This window comes from Acinetobacter sp. MB5, from assembly GCF_003261585.1.
Lineage (GTDB): Bacteria > Pseudomonadota > Gammaproteobacteria > Pseudomonadales > Moraxellaceae > Acinetobacter.
Map to the genome: position 1 here is coordinate 1 of NZ_POVU01000022.1, position 23,354 is coordinate 23,354.

The following is a 23,354-nucleotide window of genomic DNA, read 5'->3' on the forward strand; positions in this document are numbered from 1 at the left end:
AGCACAAGGTGCATCACGCGCAGCCGTTGATGCAGGCTTTGTACCAAACGACATGCAAGTGGGTCAAACAGGTAAGATTGTTGCACCTGACTTGTACATTGCTGTGGGTATTTCAGGTGCGATTCAGCACTTGGCAGGTATGAAAGATTCTAAAGTGATCGTTGCGATCAACAAAGATGAAGAAGCACCAATCAACGGAGTTGCTGACTACTGGTTAGTGGGTGACTTGAACGAAGTTGTGCCAGAATTAGTATCTAAGCTGTAATTTTTTCGAATGCAGTCTAAAAAACGCCCAAATGGGCGTTTTTTTATGCCCAAAAGTTGTATTTGTGTTAGTTGTTTTTCGATAGAAAAATATAAATTTAATAAGAAAAAAACACCAATTCAGATCAGAAAAAACATTCCAAATTAGAGGAAATTGATAAAAGAATCTGTAATAGAAAAATGCTGAAAAGTATGAGTAAAAAAGCAACGATTTTGTGTGAGAAATGCGATTCTATTTACTGGTAAAGCAACAAAGCGAGGGTGAATATGCTAAAATATTGCGTTATGTTTTTCAGTTTTAGTGATAAATTTTCTCACTAATTTTGTCTGAATTTTTTCAAAATTTCTGGCTGTTTATCGAGTTTAAATAGTCGAATAATAAGGAGTATGCATGAGCGTATCGGAAATCCGACCGATTGCCATTGAGGATGAACTCAAGCACTCGTATCTTGATTATGCGATGAGCGTGATTGTCTCTCGTGCATTGCCAGACGTAAGAGACGGTCTAAAACCTGTTCATCGTCGCGTGCTTTATGCAATGCATGAGTTAGGCAATGATTATAACAAAGCCTATAAAAAGTCTGCTCGTGTAGTTGGTGACGTCATCGGTAAGTATCACCCACATGGTGACTCTGCGGTGTATGAAACTATCGTACGTATGGCCCAGGATTTCAGCTTGCGTTACCAACTGGTCGATGGCCAAGGTAACTTTGGTTCAATCGATGGGGATAGCGCAGCTGCAATGCGTTATACCGAAGTACGTATGACCAAACTTGCTCATGAACTTCTGGCAGACCTTGAGAAAGATACGGTCGATTGGGAAGACAACTACGACGGCTCTGAGCGTATTCCTCAAGTTTTACCAACCCGTGTTCCAAATCTGTTGATTAATGGTGCGGCTGGTATTGCAGTCGGTATGGCGACCAACATGGCGCCACATAACCTGACCGAAGTGATTCATGCCTGCCTTGCTTATGCAGACAATCCAAATATTTCAATTGAAGGTTTGATGGATCATATTAGCGGTCCAGATTTCCCAACAGGCGGCATTATCTACGGTAAATCAGGCATTGTGGATGCTTACCGTACAGGTAAAGGTCGTTTGCATATTCGTGGTAAGTACCATTTTGAAGAAGATGAGAAAACGGGTCGTATTACCATCGTCTTTACTGAAATTCCATATCAGGTCAACAAAGCAAAAGTCATTGAACGTATTGCTGAGTTGGTCAAAGAAAAGAAACTTGAAGGTATTTCAGAATTACGTGACGAATCTGACAAAGATGGTATGCGTATTGCGATCGATTTGAAGCGTGGCGAAAATGCGGAAGTTGTGGTCAATAACCTGTTCTTGAATACACAGCTTGAAAACTCGTTCAGCATTAACATGGTTTGCCTAGACAATGGTCAACCAAAATTAATGAACCTGAAAGATATTATTGCAGCGTTTATTCGTCACCGTCAGGAAGTTGTGACTCGCCGTACCATGTTCGAATTGCGTAAAGCACGTGAACGCGGTCACATCTTGGAAGGTTTAACGGTTGCATTGGCAAATATTGATGCCATTATCGAGACCATTAAAACTTCAGCGAATCCAGCAGAAGCACGTGAGCGTTTGCAAGCAGGTGAGTGGGCTGCGGGTGGTGTGGTTGAACTACTTGAAAAAGCTGGCGCAATTTCAGTTCGTCCAGACGAAATTGAAGGTGAAGATCCAAATCGTCCATTTGGTTTAGACGGTCAAGTTTATCGTCTATCACCAACCCAAGTGAGTGCAATTCTAGAATTACGTTTGCACCGTTTGACAGGTTTGGAACAAGACAAACTGCATGCCGAGTACAGTGAAATCTTGGGGCAAATTGCAGAGCTTACAGCCATCCTCAATGACTTTAACTTGTTGATGAGCGTGATTAAAGAAGAACTGGCGCTGATCCTGCAACAATATGGTGATGCACGTCGTACTGATATTGTTGAATCACGCGTTGATTTCTGCCGTGAAGATTTGATTCCAGAAGAACAAGTGGTCTTAACCGTTTCTAAGACAGGTTATGCCAAGACTCAACCATTGTCTGACTATGCGGCTCAGCGCCGTGGTGGTCGTGGTAAGTCAGCAACTTCGATGAAAGAAGATGACTATATCCAACATCTGATTGTGGCATCGAACCATGCGACAGTACTGTGCTTTACGAACGTTGGTAAAGTCTATCGCTTGAAAGTATTTGAAGTTCCGCAAGCGTCACGTGGTGCAAAAGGTCGTCCAATGGTCAACCTATTACCACTCGATGCGAATGAAACGATTACCGCGATTCTTCCATTAACCGAGTTCCCAGAAAACCATTATGTGTTTATGGCGACAGCATCAGGCACAGTGAAACGTGTTGAACTGGAACAATTTAGTAATGTTCGTTCAAATGGTTTACGTGCAATTGAGTTGAATGATGAAGATACCTTGATCGGCGTGGCGATTACCGATGGTAATCAGCAAATCATGCTGTTCTCAAATGAAGGTAAAGCGATTCGTTTTGCAGAAAGTGATGTGCGTGCGATGGGACGTACAGCAAAAGGTGTACGTGGTATGCGTGTTGCCTTGGCTGCCAATGCACTCGATAGCGAAGATGCTGAAAATGAAAATGATGAAAATGATGATAGTGATGAATCTTCAGATTCAGGTGTTGTCAGCCGTATCGTGTCATTAGTCGTTGTGCCTGCAACAGGTGAAGTGTTGTGCGCATGTGCCAATGGTTATGGTAAGCGTACTCCAGTCGATGATTTCCCGACCAAAAAACGTGGTGGTAAGGGTGTTATCGCGATTAAAACTTCAGAGCGTAATGGTGAGTTGATCGGTGCAGTTGCGATTGATGAAACCAAAGAGCTGATGTTGATTTCTGATGGCGGTACTTTGGTGCGTACTCGTGCGTCTGAAGTTGCAACCACTGGACGAAATGCACAAGGTGTACGTTTGATTCGTTTAGATGAGGCGGAAACTTTGGTTGGTGTTGAAGCGATTGATGCTGTTGAAGATGATGAGTTTGTTGAAGCAGATGATACAAATGACATCATTGAATCTACTGAAACTACAGTTGAAACCGATGCTCCAGGTTCAGAAGAATAAGATGCATTCAAAATAAAAAAGGAAGCCTTGGCTTCCTTTTTTTATGGGTTGAATTTATTGATTAAATAGAAATACATCATAATTACGCTGATGTAGAACTTTGACGTGAGGATCTGTAGGTTTGAAATCGTGTGGGCGACTAATCACAATCAGAGGTTGCTTATTTTGTAGTGCTTGTTGTAGTGCAGCATCACTCCATAAATAGCGCTTTAACTGTGGCTCGAATAACAAACCATCTTTAATTTCTACTGAAGAATTGTCTCCACCAATGTTATCCCAGTTATTGACCAAGTAAATTGGCGACTTAAGATCGAGCAAGAATGGTAGATCGTAGAAATAGTAATGGTAGAACACGAGTTGGGTTTTACCATGTAAATATTGCTGGAATTGGATTTGACCATTATTGGTTTTAGTGTCAAACATACGCACAGCAAATGGAATGCTTGAACATAAAATCAATAAACTGACGGCAATACCTTGTAAAAATGAGATTTTTTGAGTTTTGAAAGCAGCAAATAAAATCCAAGGGCTGATGAGTAAAATTGCACCAATAATCGAAATAAAACCGATATGTTGTTGGTAAAAGGCATGATTGCTTTTAATAACATGTGGAGCAACCAAGATTGCAATCCCGATTAAAGAGATGAAAATGGGTGTTCCAAACAACTGTAGTTTATTTTTAGGTTGATGAAGTGCTTGCTGTACCCATGCCGTGATCAAGATGGTCAATGGTGCAATCGCAGGCAAAATATAACCTGCCAGTTTTGATGGTGGAATAGAGAAAAACACAGTGACAGACACCAACCACCAAAGCAGTAAAGCAAAAATTGGCGAAGGGACTACGCTACGAATATGTTGTTTGATTCCTGTTAAGCCTGTAACCATGAGCCAAGGCAAAGCACTGAATAGCAAGATGACAATATAATAAAACCAAGGTTGTTTGTTGTTGAATCCTGTTGAACTAAAACGGTCAAACTGCTGTTCAATAAAGAAATAGTGCAGGAAGTTTGGATAGTGCTGCTGAGCAAGGTACAGCCAAGGCCCCACCAAAATGATAAACAGTAAAATACCCAGTGGATTTAACAGAGAAGGAATTTTTCTCCATTCTTTACAGTAAAGTACCCAAGGTAAAATCACCATACCTGGAACCAGTACACCAATTAGCCCTTTACTTAAAAAGCCACCCGCACATGCGACGTAGCCCAGAAATAAAATAGATTTTTTACCTGACAACGTGTAATCGGCAAAGCAGAACACAGTCAATGTCATCCATGCTGCAACCAGTAAATCATGGTTAATGTATTGACTGCTGCCAAAAAATAACAAACTCGTTGCTAAAATAAATACACTGAGCTGAGCAACCTGCTCGTTGATATATTTGCGGACAAAGAAAAAAATACTGGTCAGCATCAGGGTGGCAGCAAGCACGGGTACTAAGCGTAATACCCACAAATGGACTCCAAAAATTTCCATGAGACCTGAACTGATCCAATGTAAAAGCGGAGGTTTGTGCATAAATGGGAAACCATTAATGCGAGGGGTGAGCCAATCACCTGTTTCAAACATTGCACGGCTAATATCGCCATAACGTCCTTCATCTGGAACAGACATTGGACGAATAATTGCAGTGATAAAAAGCCAAATTGGTAGCAGTATTAATAATAATTTGGATGATCTATTTAATGGTTGCATAGCATAGCCTCAATGCTGGAATGCAAAAAATCGGTTCAATACAAAAGTGAAAATCGCAGTCATAAAAATAGCGAAAACCACTAGGATTGAGAGTGAAATGTTTAAGTATTGATGTGAAATAAGTAATAAACTTTCGTTAAATACAAAACCTAAAGTTGCAACAAGGAAAAACTTGGGTAAAGTTTGTCGATGAGAAAGCGCTTGAGCCTGAAAAGTAAAATGCCGATGTCCAAAGTAGCTCACCCAAAAGGCCAGACAAAAAGCAATTAAGTTGGCATAAGCCAAAGCCACATGTCCTTGCTCAAATAGCAAAATGACAATGGTGTAATGGGTAAGTGCTGCAAGAACACCGATAATGCCAAAGCGTGCAAATGTAAGAACGTGAACAAGCATTATGGTGTCTTTATTTCTGTTATTGGAGCAGGAGTTTTTGTTTTGGAGTACTCAGCTGCAACAATATATTTTGGACGATTTTTTACTTCGGTATAAATTCGTCCAATATATTCTCCAAGAATACCAATAAACAGGAGTTGAATACCGCCCAGTAAGGTCATGCCAGCAGCAAGTGTTGCCCAACCAGGAACACTACTACCTTCAATGAGTGTTTCGCCAATAATCCAGCAACCGTATGCCATTGCAATCAATGCGAGCAATGCACCCAAGTAAATACACATGCGAAGTGGTAAATCTGAAAATCCAGTCAATCCTGACAATGCAAGATTAAATAAGGACTTGAAGTTAAAGCTTGAAGTACCATGTTGGCGCTCTTGCTCTGAAAACTGCAATCCAATGCTTTTAAAACCTACCCAAGCATACAAGCCTTTCATATAGCGGTTTTTTTCAGGCAAATTTTGGATTGCATGAACAACTTTGGTATCAATTAGACGAAAATCCCCGGCATTTTCAGGGATTTCAACCGAAGCACTAAAACTCAACAATTTATAATAAGTATGTGTGAAAATACGCTTTAGCCAAGACTCAGTGGTACGGTTGCGGATGCCATAAACCATGTCATAACCATTGCGCCATAAATTCAACATGGTTGGAATTTCATCAATCGGATGTTGGAAATCGGCATCAATCAGTAATGCAATATCACCTGTGACGTGATCTAAACCTGCACTGAGCGCAGCTTCTTTTCCAAAGTTACGCGAAAGCTCTAATACACGTAGTGGGTACTGCTCAACCATGCTGTATAAAACGTCTAGAGTATTATCCTTACTTCCATCATCAATCACGATGATTTCATAGCCAGCAAGATGTTGCTGATCTAGTTTAGCTGCCAAAGCAGGAATGAATTTAGGCAAGTTTTCAGCTTCATTGTAAGCAGGAATGACACAGGACAAAATAGGATTTGTTCTCATGCGCTTACTCCTATACGTGTGAGAGTTATCTGGTTGGCTTGACAGTCATGTATGAACTGTTCTGATGCTAGATATTGGTATTCTTGTAGCCGAGCCGTTTTAATCGGATCATTATCCTTGATCACATACTGTGCAGGATGACACATAATCAGTAGATTGTCTTGTGCTTGATGCAGCCATTTTTGGTTCAAAGCAGCATAATCAATTTGCTGAAAATCATAAATCCCTGCAAAAACTTCATTTTGTTTAAAATTATTTTTTAAACATAACTGTTTGAGTGATTTTGAACCTAATTGCATGAGCATATGTGTCTTAAACTGATAAGGCGATACGACAAGAGTGTGACTTAGATTTCTGATCCAGCCTTTAAAATTCTGTTCTTTTAAAAACTGAATCAGTACTTCACGAATGACAGGAAACTGATGTACATGTTGGTGTCCATCGACAAAGTCAGGCACTTTTCCTAATGCATTCGTGAAAGTTTGCCATTGTTCGGCAAGGCTATCATAAATTTTTTCGGATGAAAGCTGACGTGACCAAGCTTTAACCATGAGCGTATTGAGTGGAAATGCATAAGTATCGGCACTAAATACATGGGTAAAGTTGAGATGTAACCCTAGGTCAGCTTGAGCAGCATATGGTTTTAGCTGCTGAGCCGCATGAGACCAGTCAGGAGATTGAGTCATACAAGATGTTGCATGTAGTCGCTGCTGAGCAATAAGGTCAATAATTGCCGAAGAGATACTTGGATGTAATGCAAAGTCATCGGCACAATAACAGACACGTATCATTTCAGACGCTCACTTGCATGATGTAAATTATATTTAGCATCTACAAAAATACAAAAAATAGATAGACTCAATATGCTGAGTATGCCTTAAGTGCAACTTAAGTGTTTAGGCGGGAAAGTGTATCATAATGTTATATAACAAAATTATGACAAAGGTATTACGTGAGAAATATTTGAAAGGTCGTCCATCCTAAAGCACACATGCCTTAGAATGGAAATAGGCAGGTTATATTTTTAAATTATTGACCTTGAACAATTTTTTTTAAGATATCGACCAGTACATTGAATTCATTGTGTAAAGGTGTGCTCTTGCGCGTAACCAATGCAATTGTGCGTACAGGTGCATTTTCAATATGTTTTACTTGAAGGTCGCTATGACACTGTAACATTTGGCGCTGTAATGCTGTTTCAGGCAGTAGCGTATAGCCTAAGTTAGATGACACCATTTCAACCAAGGTAGGAAGAGAACTTGCTTTTAGGCGGTGATCATTCTTACGTTCCCCAACTGGGCAGGCGCTTAATACATGATCACGTAAGCAATGACCTTCTTCAAGCAACATTAAACGAGACAAATCAAGATCATCGAGGTTAGTTGCACGTAGACATTGCTGATCGGCTTTGTGATGTACTAAAACAAGGTTTTCTTTGGCAATTTCCACCACTTTGAGTCCACGAGTATCAAAAGGAAGTGCCAGAACAATCATGTCTAGATTGCCATGTTCGAGTTTTTCAACAATCTTTTCACTTTGCGCTTCATGTAGATGAAGTTGAATTTTAGGTAAATAATGATGCACTTCATTGAGCAGGGGCGTCAAAATAAAAGGTGCAATCGTCGGAATAATCCCTAAATGCAGATCACCAGTCAGTGGTTCACTCATCTCGCGACTTAAACGCATAAGGTCTTGAGCATCGGCGAGCAGGACACGGGCTCGCGCAACAACTTGTTCTCCTAAAGGTGTTAAACGTACATTTTGGCGATCGCGTTCAACCAAAACACCACCAAGTAAGCGTTCTAGTTCCATGATACCGCCAGACAGGGTCGACTGAGTCACAAAAGAGCGACGTGCTGCCTCGGTAAAATGCAATGTTTCAGACAGAGTTACTAAATAAGAAAGCTGTCTTAAAGAGGGTAATGCAGCCATAGTGTCCTGATACTTTTAAGATTTAAAGTGATGTGCAAATAAACCACTCAATTGAGGGATAAAATGTGGTGGAATATCATGCCCCATTCCTGCAATTAATTCAAATTTTGCTGACTTAATTGCTTTTGCAACAACCCGTCCATGCTTTGGAGGAAGCAAGCGGTCGCTAGAACCGTGTACGACAAGGGTGGGTTGCTGAATTTTTTGATCCCAACTCAAGAGTGAGCCTGTACATAAAATTGCGACTAACTGATGTAGTACACCATTGGGATAGTAGTTTCGATGATAAGCTTTACGGGCAAACAATCGAATTTCTTCTACATTAATATAATTGGGTGAACCAATAAGTTGATGGAGCTGAACACTTTGTCGAATAATCTCATCCTCTTGTAGAGGGCGTTTGCTGATCATCATTTTTAATTGCTTGACGCCAGGTGCTGGAAGCAGAGGTTGATTATTACTGGTAAATAATAGTCCGAGTTTAGTTACTTTTTCTGGATATTTAGCAGCAACAATCTGAGCAATCATTCCGCCCATAGAAGCACCGAGAAGACAGCACTGTTTAATCTCTAATTTTTCGAGTAATAATGCAACATCATCAGCCATATCTTCTAAGGTATAGGGTGCGCCATGATTTTTTAGCCCCACACTAAAGCGCGCCATCATGCTGAGCAGATGATGGGTATTTTGTGGATCTGAAGAAACTTTACTCGATAGTCCAATATCACGATTGTCAAAACGAATAACACAGAAACCCTGATCAATAAGTGATTTACAAAAAAAATCTGGCCAAAGAATCAATTGTCCACCTAAACCCATAATCAGCAGAATACATGGATGCTCAGGGTTCCCCCCCATTTCCACCTGTAATTGTATACCATTGCCGAGATCAACTTTGGTTTCACGCATATATTTGCTATATGGTGATGGGCTAAACACAATGTCGTTGTTCATGGTGAGCATCCATAAAATGTGATTAGGCTTGTGGTGGAATGAGGTCTGGAACAAGTTTGGTTAAGGTTAGGCGCTGTTTTGCTGCAGTTGCACCAAGAAGTACAAAACCTCGAATTGTTCCTTCACTATCAACGGCTTTAGACAACATACCATCTTCAAAATGTTCAGTTTCCCAGTTTACTTCTACATTTTGCGGTACAGGAAGTACAGTGAGTGGCGCTGCTGGTGTTTTAACAGCAACAGGCATCGCTGGGTAGTGAACATGCGTATGTTGACCTGCTAAGGTTTTTGCCATGGCGCGTGCTTGTTGCATAATTGGCATGACATATGGCAATAAAAGCCCATTAACTTCAGCACAGTCTCCAACAGCATAAATATCAGGCAGATTGGTTTCCATTAGACTATTGGTGAGAATGCCGCGGCTAGTCTCAATTCCAGCGTGTTTAGCCAGATCAATGTTCGGTTGTAAACCAACTGCACAAAGCACTAAATCTGCGACAAGGCTATGGCCATTTTCCAGTGTTACAACATAATGCTGTTCGACTTTACTAATCTTTTCAACGGTTGTACCCAGTACAAATTTAATTCCACTATCATGTAATTTCTTTTGGAATTCTTCTGCAACGTATTGTGGTAACAAACGTCCGAGAGGTTGAGGGGCTAAATCAATCACGGTTGCTTGATAGCCTGTATGTTGTAAGTCATTGGCAAATTCACAGCCAATTAAACCTGCACCTAAAATTGCGATGCGTTTATCTTGTTTCTGATCAAGCTGTTCGCGGAATAATTTGTAATCTGTTAGCGAGTTAACGAAGTGAAGATCATCTGCACCGTCGCCTGCAATCGCTAGACGAATTGGGTTAGCGCCTACAGCTAAAATGAGTTTGCTATAGTTAAGTTCAAATGTTTGCTGATTTTGTACGTAACTGATCTTATGTTGTTCAGGATCAATATGATTGACCCATGCATGCGTTTCGATACGCATGTTGAGTTGCTCAGCCATTTTGGTTGCATCTGCAAGTGCGATTTGCGCAGGCTGTTTATTACCAGTCAAAGCATTTGATAATGTCGGCTTGGCATAGCTTGCTGCATCATCAGCACAGATCATAATCAGTTCTTGTTCTTTATTGAGTTTTCGGTATTCACGGGCAAGGGTGTAACCTGCCATACCTGAACCGACAATGACGATAGGCTGCATAATATTCTCCAAAATTTCTTTATTCAGTAAAAGACCATGCTGAACATGGCCTTGAGCTTTTTATACTTCAATCATTTCAAAATCTGCTTTTGATACTCCGCAGTCTGGGCATGTCCAGTCTTCAGGGACATCTTCCCATTTTGTGCCAGGTGCAATACCGTCGTCTGGCCAACCTGCTGCCTCGTCGTAAATCCATCCACAAACGATGCATTGATATTTTTTCATGAGTATCTCCAAGATGCTGATGGGTAATAATAAAATGCCTGTCAGCAATATTATGTTATTGGGTTGAATCTAATAACAGTAGTTTACAGGTTATTCTTAAAATTTTTTTACTTTGTTGCTGTCTAAAGTAAAGAATATCTATGAGGATTTGATGTTAAAAAATAGAAAAAGTAAGAAAATGAAGACTATGTTTTTAATGACATAGACTAAGGTTGTAATGAAATAAAAAAAAGAATCTTTATAATATTTTCGGCTTGTATTTTTAATAAAAATTTAATCAAATATAAATCAATTACTTATGTTTAAATTGTTATTGATTTTGAGTTTAAAAATAGAAAATTATAGTTTTTTTAGATTTATTTGGTTAAAATTAGCGCAAATAGATTGCTTAAAATTCTCCTGCCATGAACTTCGCTCAAACTTTTTGGTCTAATATCCGCACTGTTCCAAACTTCCCTAAAGCTGGGATCTGTTTTTATGATTTGACACCATTGTTGGTGAATCAAATCGCAGCATTGTCAGATGCTTTAGTTGCTAGTATTCCTGCCGATAAAATTGAAGCGGTTGATAGTTTTGTGGCGGTTGAAGCACGTGGTTTTGTTCTGGCAAGCTTCTTGGCACAGCGTTTGAACAAAGGTTTAATCTTGGTTCGTAAAGCGGGTAAATTGCCACCTCCAGTTGTAGGTGTGGGTTATAGCTTAGAATACGGTCTAGATAAACTTGAAATGTCGGCAGATGTAGCACCAAATCAAAATGTCATTTTAGTGGATGATATTTTAGCGACTGGTGGTACTTTAAAAGCAGTTCAAACTTTGGCGAAAAAATGCCAACTGAATGTTTTGGGTGCGACCATTCTTTTAGATTTAGATACATTGCATAAAGAAATTGGTTTTGATGTTTGGTCTGTGGTTCGTGAAAGTGAGAAACCGCAGCAGCAAGAAGAAGCTGTTGCTTAAGCTAAAAAATTGAAAAAATGCCGATTTTAGATCGGCATTTTTTATTTGTGAGATGGGTTGAAGTTTTTTTCGAACTGCTGCACCAGTGTATTGATGTTCTCAGGGCATTCTAGACGATGGTAACCACCTGCATATGTGTGTACCAACATGAAGCGCTCCAAAATGTGTTGAGTTTGATACATATCTAGCATTTCATCACCCAGTTCTAAATAGGCAAGTTGAGGAATATCGTGATCTAGATATTTTTCTTCGATTGCTGGGTAGTCATCTCGAAATTGTGGGGACAGATTCGGATTGGCTACGATTGCAGGTAAGCGAAACTGGTAAGACATTCTTAGTGTCCAGTAGCCACCCACGCCGTGTCCAACCAGTAAGTCGGGTTTAATTTTTTCGATAATATTTTGATAAAGTGTTTCAACGGTTTTAAAACTTAAGTTGCGATAGTCCACGTCAATACAAAACTTTTGTTTTGATTGAATTGTATGGAATTTATTAGATTCCTTCGATGAATCTAATCCATGTAAAAATAGAATTTTAGAGTTATTCATCTTCATTGAGTGGGTTTCATCACAAGGTAATGCAGACAAGTCAGTTAGAAACATGCATTTGATCTTAAAATGTTCGCGGTTTCGGTTATATTTTACGTGGCTTCTGGCTTTATGTGATCTAGCAAATGGTCTAAAAAGATTTTGTTTTAGACTAAAGTTGCATAACTTGGATGATTTTTTAAGCTGTTTTTTGAGAATTCTTTCGAAAGAAGCATGAATTCTGCTATGCTATGTGACTTCATTTTTTAACTACTTTTTCGAGGCAGAGATGACGCAACAAAACGCTCAATCGACTTCTGAACCCATTATTTCCGAAAACGATTTAATTGCACAGCGTCATGCCAAGTTAAAGCAAATTCAGGAAAGTGCCAAAGAGGCGGGTACAAGCCCTTGGCCAAATACGTTCAAACGAGAACACTACGCAGGTGATTTGCAAGAGCAGTTTAAAGATTTAGACAAAGCTGCAATCGAAGCAGGTGAACACGTTTATGTAAAAGTTGCTGGTCGTGTGATGTTGAACCGTGGTTCTTTCATCGTATTACAAGACATGACAGGTCGTATTCAGCTTTATGTAGATCGTAAAGGTTTACCAGCTGAAACATTGGCAAGCATTAAAGCTTTGGATTTGGGTGATATTGTTGCGGCAAGTGGTTACATAGGTCGTTCTGGTAAAGGTGATTTGTATGTCCATCTTGAAGCTTTTGAATTATTGACTAAGTCTTTACGTCCACTTCCAGATAAATTCCACGGTCTAAGTGATACAGAAGCAAAATACCGTAAGCGTTATCTTGATTTGATCGTGAACGAAGAAACACGTAAAACTTTTGAAATCCGTGCGCAAGTGGTTGCGGGTATCCGTAACTACTTGGCAGCTCAACGTTTTATGGAAGTTGAAACGCCAATGATGCACGTGATTCCAGGTGGTGCTTCTGCGCGTCCATTTGTGACACATCACAATGCTTTGGATATGGACTTGTATCTTCGTATCGCACCTGAGCTTTATTTGAAACGTCTTGTTGTGGGTGGTTTTGAACGTGTGTTCGAGATTAACCGTAACTTCCGTAATGAAGGGGTGTCGACTCGCCATAATCCAGAATTCACGATGATTGAATTCTACCAAGCCTATGCTGACTATAAAGATTTGATGCAGTTGACTGAAAATATGCTAGAAAAACTAGCGATTGATATTTTAGGTTCAACGGATGTGCCATATGGTGAAGAAGTTTATAGCTTCAAAGGCCCATTCAAGAAAATCTCAATGTTCGATGCGATTCTTGAACATAACCCAAGCTTTACGCCAGACAATGTCAATGATCGTGAATTCTTGGCAAACTTTGTTCGTGAAGAACTCAAAGAACAAGTGAAACCTGGTTTTGGTTTGGGTAAATTACAAACCATCGTCTTTGAAGAAACGGTTGAAACTCAATTGCGTCAACCAACATTTATTACTGAATATCCAGCAGAAACTTCTCCGTTGGCACGCCGTAATGACCACAACCCACACATTACTGACCGTTTTGAATTCTTCATTGGTGGTCGTGAGTTGGCAAATGGTTTCAGTGAGTTAAATGACCCGATTGACCAAGCGGAACGTTTCCAAGCACAGGTTGCAGAAAAAGATGCGGGTGATGATGAAGCAATGCATTATGATGCAGACTTTATTGAAGCCTTGGAATACGGGTTGCCACCAACAGCGGGTGAGGGGATTGGTATTGACCGTTTAGTGATGTTATTTGCAAATGCATCAAGTATCCGCGATGTATTGTTATTCCCACACATGCGCCGTAAAGATGCTTAAGTGATAATTTTAAAATACCCCTGAATTCAGGGGTATTTTTTTGTCATATGCTAGGGTTATGCTGCAAAAAGTGGAAACATACCCAAAACTAGCGCACTGCCCATGAGAACGAAACTGGTTAAGACGGCCCATTTTAAGGTAAAGCGTTGGTGATCGGCAAACTCAATGCCTGCTAAACCACATAATAAATAAGTGGATGGAACGAGCGGTGATAGTAAATGTACAGGTTGGCCAATAATTGATGCACGAGCCATTTCAACAGAAGATATGCCATAATGATTAGCAGCTTCTGCTAAGATGGGTAACATTCCATAATAAAATGCATCATTTGACATAAAGAAAGTCAATGGCATGCTCATGATTGCAGTAATTGGCGCGGAAAATGGCCCTAAACTATGTGGAATAATCGCAACAAATTCTTTAGACATTGCATCTACCATCCCTGTGCCCGATAAAATGCCTGTAAAAATACCTGCAGCAAAAATCAAACCCACTACAGCAAGTGCACTATCAGCATGTAAAGCAATGCGCTTTTTTTGTAAGTGTAATTCTGGATAGTTCACAAGCATGGCGATGCAGAATGCCATCATAAATAGTACTGGCATAGGCAAAAAGCCCTTAATTAGGCTTGCCATCAGAATAATGGTTAATATGGCATTAAACCAGCGTAGATGAGGGCGTTGGGCTTCTGGATCTTTTGATACAGAAATATTGTCGCCATGACTAATATCTAATTCAATTACACCTAAGCGACGACGCTCATAGCTACCGTATAAATAGGCAAGGAAAAATAACCATCCAATTGTGATAATCATTGGAACAATCATTGGAACAAAAATTTCACTTGGATCTACTTGTAGTGCACTGGCTGCACGTGCAGTAGGGCCACCCCAAGGCGTAAGATTCATGACACCGCTGCTGAGTAACATGAGACAGGTCATAATTAATGGGTTCATGCCTAGTCGTTTGAATAATGGTAGCATGGCAGCAACACAAATCATGTACGTGGTTGATCCGTCACCATCGAGTGATACTGTTAAGGTAAGAAATACTGTTCCAAGTGTAATTTTGAGTGGATCTCCTTTTACTTTGCGTAAAATCCACTTTACAGATGGGTCGAATAAACCTGCATCAATCATGAGTGCAAAATACATGATAGCAAATAGCAGCATGACACCTGTTGGTGCAAGTTTTTTAATTCCATCGAGCGTCATCTCGCCTAGGCTGTCTAGGTGAATATGGCTTAAACCTTCGATATGCTGACCAAGAATTGAAGCAATTGTTGCAAAAAGAAGCGGAATTAAGATCAATGCAATCAGTGCACTGAGCCGTTTGGACATAATAAAATACATAAAGCATGCAATCATGCTTATTCCTAGAAATGTGAGCATACGTCAATCCTTGGCTTGTTTTTTAGTTGTTCTTGATGTTTAAATTTTATCTTTAAGATAAATTTAAAAATTATGAATTGTGAAAATATCTTATATATTGATTAAATACAATTGTTTAAATTTAATAAATTAGAAAAATAAATTTTAAGTACGTCACATTTTTTTTAGAAAAAATTAACTAATTGATGAAGATAAATGGTTTTGTGATGACGTGGGTTTTTTTGGATCGATTATAGATAAAGAAATACATGATGCTTGTTGCTTCAATGCGACGTATAATTTACGGCTTATTTTTGGGAAAGATAAAATGAGTCTTGAGCAACAACTGATTGCCTTAAAACAGGTTGATCTGACAAAAACAGCAAATCAAAGCCTGCAGCGTAGTAACAAAGCACAGCGCCAAGAAAGCTATAAACAAGCTTTGCTTGATTTAAATCAGGCATTTGAAGAGCATCTGGTGCAGGCAGTCATGTTGGCATTTGGTTTAAATGCAGGACAAGCAAAAAAAGTACGCTATAAAAAAGATCGTATCCGAGTTTTTAAACAGCATGATATTGATTATGCAGCGATTGATGGTGCGGAAACAGCACAAGTTCTGTCTTGGATTGCACAAAGTATTGTGTATGAAGATGCAATTGTCACGCATGATTTAGACAATACTTTCCCATTTTGGAAAGAAGGTTTTCCAATGGTGCAGTTTGATAATACCTATAAAATTTTAGTTGAAGATATTCAGTTGCACTATGGCATGGTGTTGGATCAGTTGATTGCTTTGCATCATTAAGAAAAATCGCCTCAAATGAGGCGATTTTTTTAAGATTCTTCTGACTGGATAATCTGGTCAGATTTTTCCAAAATGCGTGTAACGAGGAGTTGGTCGATTTTGAAATGATCGACATCGACCACTTCAAATTTAAAACCCTCATATTCTACACTGTCTGCTGGGCGTGGAATTTTACGAAGTTGGTACATCATAAACCCAGCAAGAGTTTCGTAATGTTCTTCATCAGGCATGCTATCTATGCCAAGCGCATGTTTCATATCTTCAATGGGTGTACTGCCATCAATTAACCATGAATTGTTGTCGCGTTTAATGATTTGCTGCTCTTCTTCAATCGGAGTCACCCAGTCGCCCATCACGGTAATCATGATATCCGAGAGGGTAATGACACCAACAACAAGCGCATATTCATTAATTACGGCTGCAAATTTTTCTTTGCTTGCACGAAAACGATCAAGCAACTCAGATAATGTGAGCGTATCGGGAATGGTGAGTACGGTACGAATTGTCGATTCATTGAGCTGATTAATGGATTGATTATTGAGAATGCGGACCAAAATATCTTTGGCATCGACATAACCAATCACTTGGTCAATTGTTTCATTACACACAAGGAATTTGGAAAATGGATACTCGGCCAGTTTCTGGCGAATACTATGTTCCGATTCGTTCAGTGTGAAGAACACGACATTTTCACGAGTAGTCATACTTGAAGGAACATTACGTTCTTCAAGTTCAAATACGTTTTCAATAAAGTGATGTTCTTGTTTTTGCAAAACGCCCGCCTGAGCACCTGCATCCATCACGGCTGAAATATCATCAAAGGTGATATTGTCTTCACGTGTTGTATTGACTTTGAACAGGCGAAATAACAGATTTGCAATGGCATTGATAATCCAAGCTAAAGGCTTGCAAACTTTGATGAAGATTTGAATAGGTTCAATTACTGAGATTGAAATTTTTTCAGGTGCAATCATCGCCAAGCGTTTTGGCATGAGATCGGCAAATAAAATAAATAAAGAGGTTACAAGAGTGAAGGACAGTGCAAAGCTAATGGTTTCTGCCCATTGTCCAGTGTAGAAGCGTGCAACTAAATTAAAGAAATACGGTCGAAAAGCACCTTCACCTAAAATACCTCCTAAGATGGCAATCGCATTTAAACCAATTTGCGATGCAGCAAAGAAATCAGCGGAGTTTTCTTGTAGATCTAACACTTTTTGGGCACGTTCTTCACCAGACTCAGCCAATATTTTTAATTTGACTTTACGTGCACCAGCAAGAGCGATTTCAGTAAGAGCGAGAAAACCTGCGCCAGTAATTAAGACGATGATGATGATGATGTTCTGGAACAGACTCACGGTACACCTGTCATTATAGATTATTCATTATCAAATATTTTTTATCACAAAAATAAAAGAGGTGATACTAAATCATATCACCTGTCATAATAAATCGTTGAATATTTTGTAGTCGAGAATTAATACTGAGAGAATTGTGAGTTATTCATAAGAAATTCACGATTTTCTTCTTCAATCATTTGTCGAGCTACATAAAGAATAAGTTGGCGTAACCAACGATGTGCAGGATGATGATGAAGTAAAGGACACCAAGCCATTTTTAATTCAATTTCAGGAATATAAAATGGAGGGTCTTTAATGATTAGTTCCTGACTTTTTGCTTGTAAGCGTGCGATACGACTTGGTAATGTTGCGATAAGGTCAACATTTCTAGCGAGCAAAGCAGGCATTTGATAGTGACGCGTAAAGACAGAAATCTTACGTTTTTGACCGATACGCTCTAAAGCTTGATCAATCCAGCCTAAACCAGCCTGTTTGTCTGGATTTACACCAAAGCCAATTCCCATACCAGTTTTTGAAACCCAAATGTGATGGGCATCAAGATAGTTCTTTAGATTGAGGTTGTTGGCATTTGGGTGTTTCGGGTTGACTAAGCAAGAAAAGCTATCACGCCAAACGAGAACTTGGTGGAAGCTTTGAGGGATTTCATTGAAGCGGTTAATCGCTAAATCAACTTTACCTTGTTCCATATCTCGGTAAGACACGTCACTAGGAGTGAGGAAGTCAAGAACGACATTTGGTGCTTCAGAACGCAATGCTTTGACTAAACGAGGGACTAAGGTAGCCTCAGCATAGTCAGATGTCATGATGCGGAAGACACGATTGCTGGTATATGGGCGAAATTCGGTACGTGGCTCTAAGATCATTGAAAGATCAGAAAGAACATCTCGAATACGGGGTTGTAGCTCTAGAGCGCGCTCTGTAGGGGTCATGCCTTCAGATGAGCGAATGAGCAACGGATCATTAAATAAAGTTCTTAATCTACGTAGAATATTACTCATAGCAGGCTGGGTAACCCCCAATTGCTCCGCAGCACGAGTTACATTCTTCTCGCGTAATAATACGTCAAGATAGATTAATAGATTAAGGTCAACCCGCTCCAAATTCATAGAAAAAAATACCGAATATAACAGCATGAAATTAGTTGCAAATTATGCCATAAGCGGAAGCCTTTGTGTGAAATTATCCGAAAAAACGCTGAATCTTTGGTGTTTTTAGAAAATTTTCTTTTGTCTTTTTTTGAATCAAATTTATCGATTGTGCAAGAAGATATTTTTGTTGAAAAAAACAGCAACAAAAAGCTTTAATACGAAGGTTGAATGTCTGTGTTAAACCTACCATACTTTAGTCGAATGAATAAAAATGATCTAATTTTAATCATTTTTAAAAAATTGATTAAATTAAAAATCATTTAATTTCATTGATTTGAAACCTATCATCATTATTATAATACGACTTTGATCTATGTATTTTTTAAATAAATAATGGGGATTAGTCGTGAATATTGGATTTAATTTTTTTTACGTTCTAATCTGTGTTCATCAAGCGGAAATGATCAAAAACCAAACAATCCAGTAAAAGGGAATTTGATCACGATGCGTTATGAGAATCCTAAAATTACAAGGAACCAGTCATGACTACATACCAAACAGCGATTGATGCAATCCGTGAATTGAAAGCAAAATTCGGTAACACTTGGGCAGATATTAGCCCAGAAGATGCAGCACGCATGCAACTGCAAAACCGTTTCAAAACCGGTTTGGATATTGCAAAATATACAGCTGCGATTATGCGTCGTGATATGGCTGAATATGATGCTGACAGCAGCAAATACACTCAATCATTAGGTTGCTGGCATGGTTTCATTGCACAACAAAAAATGATTGCGAACAAAAAATACTTCGGTACAACAAGCAAACGCTATATCTACCTTTCTGGTTGGATGGTTGCAGCGCTTCGTTCTGAGTTTGGTCCGCTTCCTGACCAATCTATGCACGAAAAAACTTCTGTACCTGCATTGATCGAAGAAATCTACACATTCTTACGTCAAGCAGATGCGAAAGAATTAAACGATTTGTTCCGCGCACTTAAGAAAGCGCAAGATGCTGGTGATACTGCTAAAGCTGCTGAAATCACTGCTCAAATCGACAACTTTGAAACTCATGTTGTGCCAATTATTGCGGATATCGACGCTGGTTTCGGTAATGAAGAAGCAACTTACTTACTTGCTAAGAAAATGATCGAAGCTGGTGCTTGTGCGCTTCAAATTGAAAACCAAGTATCTGATGCAAAACAATGTGGTCACCAAGCTGGTAAAGTAACTGTTCCACATGAAGACTTTATCGCTAAAATCCATGCGTTACGTTACGCATTCTTAGAAATGGGTCTTGATGAGGGCGTAATTGTTGCACGTACTGACTCTGAAGGTGCTGACTTAACTCAAAAAATCCCAGTAGTGAAAGAGCCAGGCGACATCGCTTCTCAATACATTAGCTACTTAGATACAGTTGAAATTGACATTGCTGATGCTCAAGAAGATGAAATCTTGATCAAGCGTAATGGTAAATTGCACCGTCCTAAACGTTTGGCTTCTGGTTTGTACCAATTCCGTGAAGATACGCAAATTGACCGTGTTGTACTTGACTGTGTAACTAGCTTGCAAAATGGCGCTGACCTTCTTTGGATCGAAACTGCGACTCCAAACGTTGAAGAAATCGCTCACATGGTCAACCGTGTGAAAGAAGTTGTGCCAAACGCGAAACTTGTTTACAACAACTCTCCATCTTTCAACTGGACGTTAAACTTCCGTCAACAAGCTTACGACCGTTGGGTTGCTGAAGGTAAAGATGTTTCTGCTTACGACCGCGCTAAATTAATGAGCGCTGAGTACGATGCAACTGAATTGGCTGCTGATGCTGATGAAAAAGTTCGTACATTCCAAGCAGATGCTTCTCGTGAAGCGGGTGTGTTCCATCACTTGATCACACTTCCGACTTACCATACAGCTGCGCTTTCTACTCACGAGCTTGCTCAAGGTTACTTCGGTTCTGAAGGTATGTTGGCTTATGTTGCTGGCGTACAACGTAAAGAAATCCGTGGCGGTATCGCTTGTGTGAAACACCAAGCAATGGCAGGTTCAGATATCGGTGATGATCACAAAGAAATCTTCTCTGGTGACAACGCTCTTAAAGCACACGATGATGCTAAAAATACAATGAACCAGTTCGCAGCTCACTAAGTTGTAGAATTGAAAAAAACCCTGCAAATGCAGGGTTTTTTATTTTAAGAGAAATTTGATATTTAAAATCTTCTATTAGTGTAATTTAATCTCTTGTTTTGATAATCGTTGATGTTAATAAACTAGGTTGAAAAATATAATAAAACTTATAATACTCCACCGATAGACTGGCAGGCATCTTTATAAAGTTGATATTGCTGATCCACAACTTCATCTAATGGAACATTAAATAATTTATCACCGTCTTTATAATGCTGAATATAATCGGCTGATTTTTGTTTAGTTACAGCTAAAATTTGTTCATGAAAACTATTAATAGGGCTAATACCATCTTCATAATTATGACAATTGAAATGAGTTAAAATAAGCTCAGAACGTTTGACTTCATTAGAAGTGGTGAATAAACATGCAGATAGACAGCAGGCGAGTAAAGGAATGAATAAGAGTTTCATGATTGCAAGGTAATTTTATGGCTGCAATATTTTAAGCACAATTTTATAATCGGTTTAGGTGACATATTTGTTAAATGGATATTTTTTTGTCTAAAGAAAGTAACAAAAAGTTATTTAGAAAATTCATATTGTTAAATAATGATCTAATTATAAAGTAAAGTGAGAACGGGTTCTTGTTTTTAAGAAATTTTATATTTTTAGACTTGTATCTTGATGCTTTTTTTAATTGATGAGCACAAAAGACAAAATGATTCTTTTGTGCTCATGAAAAATTATGCTTAATTAAAACGCGATAAATCTTCTTCAGGACGAGCTGTTAAAATTTCAGCACCTGTTGGTGTTACTAAAATGGTGTGTTCATATTGAGCAGATAACTTATGGTCTTTGGTTACCACAGTCCATTTGTCACCTAAAGTCTTGGTTTGCCAAACACCAGCATTTACCATTGGCTCAATGGTAAAGGTCATGCCTGCTTCTAAACGCATTCCTGTGTTTGGAGTGCCATAGTGTAGAACTTGAGGTTCATCATGGAAAACTGTACCAATGCCATGACCACAATATTCACGAACAACGCTAAGACGTTCTGATTCAACATATTTTTGAATGACGGCGCCAATATCACCAATGTAAGCACCAGGTTTTACAGCAGAAATCCCGCGATACATTGCTTCTTGTGCAACATTACATAAGCGGTTCGCTAAAATAGAGGTTTCACCACCCACGATGTACATCATGTTGGTATCACCATGATACCCATCTTTAATCACGGTTACGTCGATATTCAGAATATCGCCTTTTTTAAGGATTTTATCGGCTGAAGGAATGCCATGACATACGACATGGTTAACTGATGTACAAGTGGCATGTTGAAAGGCAGGACGACCTGGTGCAGCTCCGTACCCTAGTGGTGCTGGAATCGCATTTTGAACATTTACAATGTAATCGTGACAGATTGTGTCTAACTCAAGGGTGCTTACTCCAGGTTGGATATGCGGCTTGATCATATCCAATACTTCTGCCGCCAAACGCCCCGCTACACGCATTTTTTCAATTTCATCTGGTGTTTTGATCAGGCGGCGTGGAGCTTCGTAAGTACTGTTCATAAGGCTTAAAAACTTTTGGTAATTTGTGTGTGACTATGGTATAAATATGCACCCATTTTATCAAATGCTTTTCGTGAATAAATTTATCATTCATCAAAGCTTAGTTAAAATGTGGTTTTAAAAATCCGCACATATGTCGACACATTACTCTGGGTGCCCGAAGCAGGGTGGAGAATGAGGACATATGGAGGCTTAACCCAAACATTTAAGGTAATAAAATGGCAGATTACAACGTAAGTATGCGCGACCTCCTACAAGCTGGCGCGCACTTTGGTCACCAAACTCGTTTCTGGAACCCAAAAATGCGTCAATACATTTTTGGCGCTCGCAACAAAATTCACATCATCAACCTTGAGCACACTGTTCCTGCGTTAAATGATGCTTTGAACTTTGCTAACAACTTGGCTAGCAAAAAGAACAAAGTTTTGTTCGTTGGTACGAAACGTGCTGCTTCTAACATCATTCGTGAACAAGCTCAACGCGCTGGTCAACCATACGTAGATCACCGTTGGTTAGGTGGTATGTTGACGAACTGGAAAACACTTCGCCAATCTATCAACCGTTTAAAAGATCTTCAAACTCAATCTACTGACGGTACTTTTGCTAAACTTACTAAACGTGAAGCTTTAGAACGTAGCCGTGAGATGGAAAAACTTGAACGTGCTTTAGGCGGCGTTAAAAACATGGGTGGTTTACCTGACGCATTGTTCGTAATTGACGTTGACCACGAAGCAATTGCGATCAAAGAAGCTAAAAACTTGGGTATTCCTGTAATCGGTATCGTTGATACAAACTCTAACCCAGACAACGTTGATTACGTTATTCCTGGTAATGACGATGCGATCCGTGCAGTAACTCTTTATGCTTCTGCGATGGCTGATGCGATCCTTGCTGGTAAAGAATACGCTCAATCTCAAGCGAATGCACAAGCAAAAGGCGACGAAGCTGCTGCTTCTGAGGCTTAATGCGTTTTGACGCAAGCTTGTCATTTTTG

At 39.4% G+C, this 23,354-nt stretch carries 21 protein-coding genes; 7 read left to right on the forward strand and 14 right to left on the reverse strand.

Going from position 1 to position 23,354, the window contains the following annotated elements; all coding sequences use genetic code 11:
- Both C1A47_RS15645 and gyrA read left to right on the forward strand, forming a co-directional pair.
- The coding region (locus tag C1A47_RS15645; protein WP_205669601.1) for an FAD-binding protein at positions 1–265 on the forward strand (265 nt) is incomplete at its 5' end.
- Between the two features lie 390 nt (positions 266–655).
- Positions 656–3,370, forward strand: a complete 2,715-nt coding sequence (gene gyrA / locus C1A47_RS15650; RefSeq protein WP_111895957.1) for a DNA gyrase subunit A — start codon at positions 656–658, stop codon at positions 3,368–3,370.
- Between the two features lie 54 nt (positions 3,371–3,424).
- On the opposite strand, the gene C1A47_RS15655 is transcribed toward gyrA, so the two are convergent.
- The 8 genes from C1A47_RS15655 to rubA form a co-directional block, all read right to left on the reverse strand.
- Positions 3,425–5,062, reverse strand: coding sequence for a glycosyltransferase family 39 protein (locus C1A47_RS15655; RefSeq protein WP_111895958.1), 1,638 nt, complete (start codon positions 5,060–5,062; stop codon positions 3,425–3,427).
- 9 nt (positions 5,063–5,071) lie between these two features.
- A complete protein-coding gene (locus C1A47_RS15660) occupies positions 5,072–5,455 on the reverse strand; it encodes a GtrA family protein (protein WP_111895959.1) in 384 nt (127 codons plus the stop codon).
- The gene (locus C1A47_RS15665) at positions 5,455–6,426 is read right to left on the reverse strand and encodes a glycosyltransferase family 2 protein (RefSeq protein ID WP_111895960.1); all 972 of its coding nucleotides are present in this window, start codon (positions 6,424–6,426) and stop codon (positions 5,455–5,457) included. Before C1A47_RS15665 ends, C1A47_RS15660 begins: the two co-directional genes overlap by 1 nt.
- Positions 6,423–7,217, reverse strand: a complete 795-nt coding sequence (locus C1A47_RS15670) for a ChbG/HpnK family deacetylase (protein ID WP_111895961.1) — start codon at positions 7,215–7,217, stop codon at positions 6,423–6,425. Before C1A47_RS15670 ends, C1A47_RS15665 begins: the two co-directional genes overlap by 4 nt.
- Before the next feature lie 238 nt (positions 7,218–7,455).
- On the reverse strand, positions 7,456–8,358 hold the full coding sequence (oxyR, locus tag C1A47_RS15675) for a LysR family transcriptional regulator OxyR (RefSeq protein WP_111895962.1): 903 nt from the start codon (positions 8,356–8,358) through the stop codon (positions 7,456–7,458).
- A gap of 15 nt (positions 8,359–8,373) precedes the next feature.
- The gene (locus tag C1A47_RS15680) at positions 8,374–9,312 is read right to left on the reverse strand and encodes an alpha/beta fold hydrolase (protein ID WP_111895963.1); all 939 of its coding nucleotides are present in this window, start codon (positions 9,310–9,312) and stop codon (positions 8,374–8,376) included.
- A 22-nt stretch (positions 9,313–9,334) separates the two neighbouring features.
- Positions 9,335–10,510 carry an NAD(P)/FAD-dependent oxidoreductase gene (locus C1A47_RS15685; protein ID WP_111895964.1) on the reverse strand — a complete coding sequence of 392 codons (1,176 nt, stop codon included), beginning with the start codon at positions 10,508–10,510 and terminating at the stop codon, positions 9,335–9,337.
- A gap of 60 nt (positions 10,511–10,570) precedes the next feature.
- On the reverse strand, positions 10,571–10,735 hold the full coding sequence (gene rubA, locus C1A47_RS15690; protein WP_111895965.1) for a rubredoxin RubA: 165 nt from the start codon (positions 10,733–10,735) through the stop codon (positions 10,571–10,573).
- Positions 10,736–11,139: 404 nt separating this feature from the next.
- On the opposite strand from rubA, the gene C1A47_RS15695 reads away from it, so the two are divergent.
- Entirely contained in the window at positions 11,140–11,691 is a 552-nt protein-coding gene (locus tag C1A47_RS15695; RefSeq protein ID WP_111895966.1) for an adenine phosphoribosyltransferase, read from the forward strand.
- Between the two features lie 41 nt (positions 11,692–11,732).
- Here C1A47_RS15695 and C1A47_RS15700 read toward each other — a convergent pair whose 3' ends face one another.
- Positions 11,733–12,245 carry a YqiA/YcfP family alpha/beta fold hydrolase gene (locus C1A47_RS15700; protein WP_205669602.1) on the reverse strand — a complete coding sequence of 171 codons (513 nt, stop codon included), beginning with the start codon at positions 12,243–12,245 and terminating at the stop codon, positions 11,733–11,735.
- Positions 12,246–12,507: 262 nt separating this feature from the next.
- Between C1A47_RS15700 and lysS the strand changes: the two genes are divergently transcribed.
- Positions 12,508–14,037 (forward strand): lysine--tRNA ligase, encoded by a 1,530-nt coding sequence (gene lysS, locus C1A47_RS15705; RefSeq protein ID WP_111895968.1) that lies wholly within the window; start codon positions 12,508–12,510, stop codon positions 14,035–14,037.
- A 56-nt stretch (positions 14,038–14,093) separates the two neighbouring features.
- On the opposite strand, the gene C1A47_RS15710 is transcribed toward lysS, so the two are convergent.
- Positions 14,094–15,428, reverse strand: a complete 1,335-nt coding sequence (locus C1A47_RS15710) for a CitMHS family transporter (RefSeq protein WP_111895969.1) — start codon at positions 15,426–15,428, stop codon at positions 14,094–14,096.
- Positions 15,429–15,735: 307 nt separating this feature from the next.
- On the opposite strand from C1A47_RS15710, the gene C1A47_RS15715 reads away from it, so the two are divergent.
- On the forward strand, positions 15,736–16,212 hold the full coding sequence (locus C1A47_RS15715; RefSeq protein ID WP_111895970.1) for a hypothetical protein: 477 nt from the start codon (positions 15,736–15,738) through the stop codon (positions 16,210–16,212).
- Between the two features lie 29 nt (positions 16,213–16,241).
- On the opposite strand, the gene C1A47_RS15720 is transcribed toward C1A47_RS15715, so the two are convergent.
- Together C1A47_RS15720 and C1A47_RS15725 are read right to left on the reverse strand one after the other, a co-directional pair.
- The gene (locus tag C1A47_RS15720; RefSeq protein ID WP_111895971.1) at positions 16,242–17,567 is read right to left on the reverse strand and encodes a hemolysin family protein; all 1,326 of its coding nucleotides are present in this window, start codon (positions 17,565–17,567) and stop codon (positions 16,242–16,244) included.
- A gap of 119 nt (positions 17,568–17,686) precedes the next feature.
- Positions 17,687–18,676 (reverse strand): LysR family transcriptional regulator, encoded by a 990-nt coding sequence (locus C1A47_RS15725; protein ID WP_111895991.1) that lies wholly within the window; start codon positions 18,674–18,676, stop codon positions 17,687–17,689.
- Between the two features lie 524 nt (positions 18,677–19,200).
- On the opposite strand from C1A47_RS15725, the gene C1A47_RS15730 reads away from it, so the two are divergent.
- On the forward strand, positions 19,201–20,805 hold the full coding sequence (locus C1A47_RS15730; protein WP_111895972.1) for an isocitrate lyase: 1,605 nt from the start codon (positions 19,201–19,203) through the stop codon (positions 20,803–20,805).
- Positions 20,806–20,951: 146 nt separating this feature from the next.
- On the opposite strand, the gene C1A47_RS15735 is transcribed toward C1A47_RS15730, so the two are convergent.
- A complete protein-coding gene (locus tag C1A47_RS15735) occupies positions 20,952–21,257 on the reverse strand; it encodes a hypothetical protein (protein WP_111895973.1) in 306 nt (101 codons plus the stop codon).
- A gap of 278 nt (positions 21,258–21,535) precedes the next feature.
- Positions 21,536–22,360, reverse strand: coding sequence for a type I methionyl aminopeptidase (gene map / locus C1A47_RS15740; protein ID WP_111895974.1), 825 nt, complete (start codon positions 22,358–22,360; stop codon positions 21,536–21,538).
- Between the two features lie 218 nt (positions 22,361–22,578).
- Here map and rpsB point away from each other — a divergent pair, with 218 nt between their 5' ends.
- Positions 22,579–23,325 carry a 30S ribosomal protein S2 gene (rpsB, locus tag C1A47_RS15745; RefSeq protein WP_111895975.1) on the forward strand — a complete coding sequence of 249 codons (747 nt, stop codon included), beginning with the start codon at positions 22,579–22,581 and terminating at the stop codon, positions 23,323–23,325.
- Positions 23,326–23,354 lie beyond the last annotated feature (29 nt).

Excerpts from the sequence above, each read along its gene's own strand:
- gyrA (WP_111895957.1), top strand. The coding sequence starts at position 656 with ATGAGCGTATCGGAAATCCGACCGATTGCCATTGAGGATGAACTCAAG.
- C1A47_RS15655 (WP_111895958.1), bottom strand. The coding sequence starts at position 5,062 with ATGCAACCATTAAATAGATCATCCAAATTATTATTAATACTGCTACCA.
- C1A47_RS15660 (WP_111895959.1), bottom strand. The coding sequence starts at position 5,455 with ATGCTTGTTCACGTTCTTACATTTGCACGCTTTGGCATTATCGGTGTT.
- C1A47_RS15665 (WP_111895960.1), bottom strand. The coding sequence starts at position 6,426 with ATGAGAACAAATCCTATTTTGTCCTGTGTCATTCCTGCTTACAATGAA.
- C1A47_RS15670 (WP_111895961.1), bottom strand. The coding sequence starts at position 7,217 with ATGATACGTGTCTGTTATTGTGCCGATGACTTTGCATTACATCCAAGT.
- oxyR (WP_111895962.1), bottom strand. The coding sequence starts at position 8,358 with ATGGCTGCATTACCCTCTTTAAGACAGCTTTCTTATTTAGTAACTCTG.
- C1A47_RS15680 (WP_111895963.1), bottom strand. The coding sequence starts at position 9,312 with ATGAACAACGACATTGTGTTTAGCCCATCACCATATAGCAAATATATG.
- C1A47_RS15685 (WP_111895964.1), bottom strand. The coding sequence starts at position 10,510 with ATGCAGCCTATCGTCATTGTCGGTTCAGGTATGGCAGGTTACACCCTT.
- rubA (WP_111895965.1), bottom strand. The coding sequence starts at position 10,735 with ATGAAAAAATATCAATGCATCGTTTGTGGATGGATTTACGACGAGGCA.
- C1A47_RS15695 (WP_111895966.1), top strand. The coding sequence starts at position 11,140 with ATGAACTTCGCTCAAACTTTTTGGTCTAATATCCGCACTGTTCCAAAC.
- C1A47_RS15700 (WP_205669602.1), bottom strand. The coding sequence starts at position 12,245 with ATGAAGATGAATAACTCTAAAATTCTATTTTTACATGGATTAGATTCA.
- lysS (WP_111895968.1), top strand. The coding sequence starts at position 12,508 with ATGACGCAACAAAACGCTCAATCGACTTCTGAACCCATTATTTCCGAA.
- C1A47_RS15710 (WP_111895969.1), bottom strand. The coding sequence starts at position 15,428 with ATGCTCACATTTCTAGGAATAAGCATGATTGCATGCTTTATGTATTTT.
- C1A47_RS15715 (WP_111895970.1), top strand. The coding sequence starts at position 15,736 with ATGAGTCTTGAGCAACAACTGATTGCCTTAAAACAGGTTGATCTGACA.
- C1A47_RS15725 (WP_111895991.1), bottom strand. The coding sequence starts at position 18,676 with ATGAATTTGGAGCGGGTTGACCTTAATCTATTAATCTATCTTGACGTA.
- C1A47_RS15730 (WP_111895972.1), top strand. The coding sequence starts at position 19,201 with ATGACTACATACCAAACAGCGATTGATGCAATCCGTGAATTGAAAGCA.
- C1A47_RS15735 (WP_111895973.1), bottom strand. The coding sequence starts at position 21,257 with ATGAAACTCTTATTCATTCCTTTACTCGCCTGCTGTCTATCTGCATGT.
- map (WP_111895974.1), bottom strand. The coding sequence starts at position 22,360 with ATGAACAGTACTTACGAAGCTCCACGCCGCCTGATCAAAACACCAGAT.
- rpsB (WP_111895975.1), top strand. The coding sequence starts at position 22,579 with ATGGCAGATTACAACGTAAGTATGCGCGACCTCCTACAAGCTGGCGCG.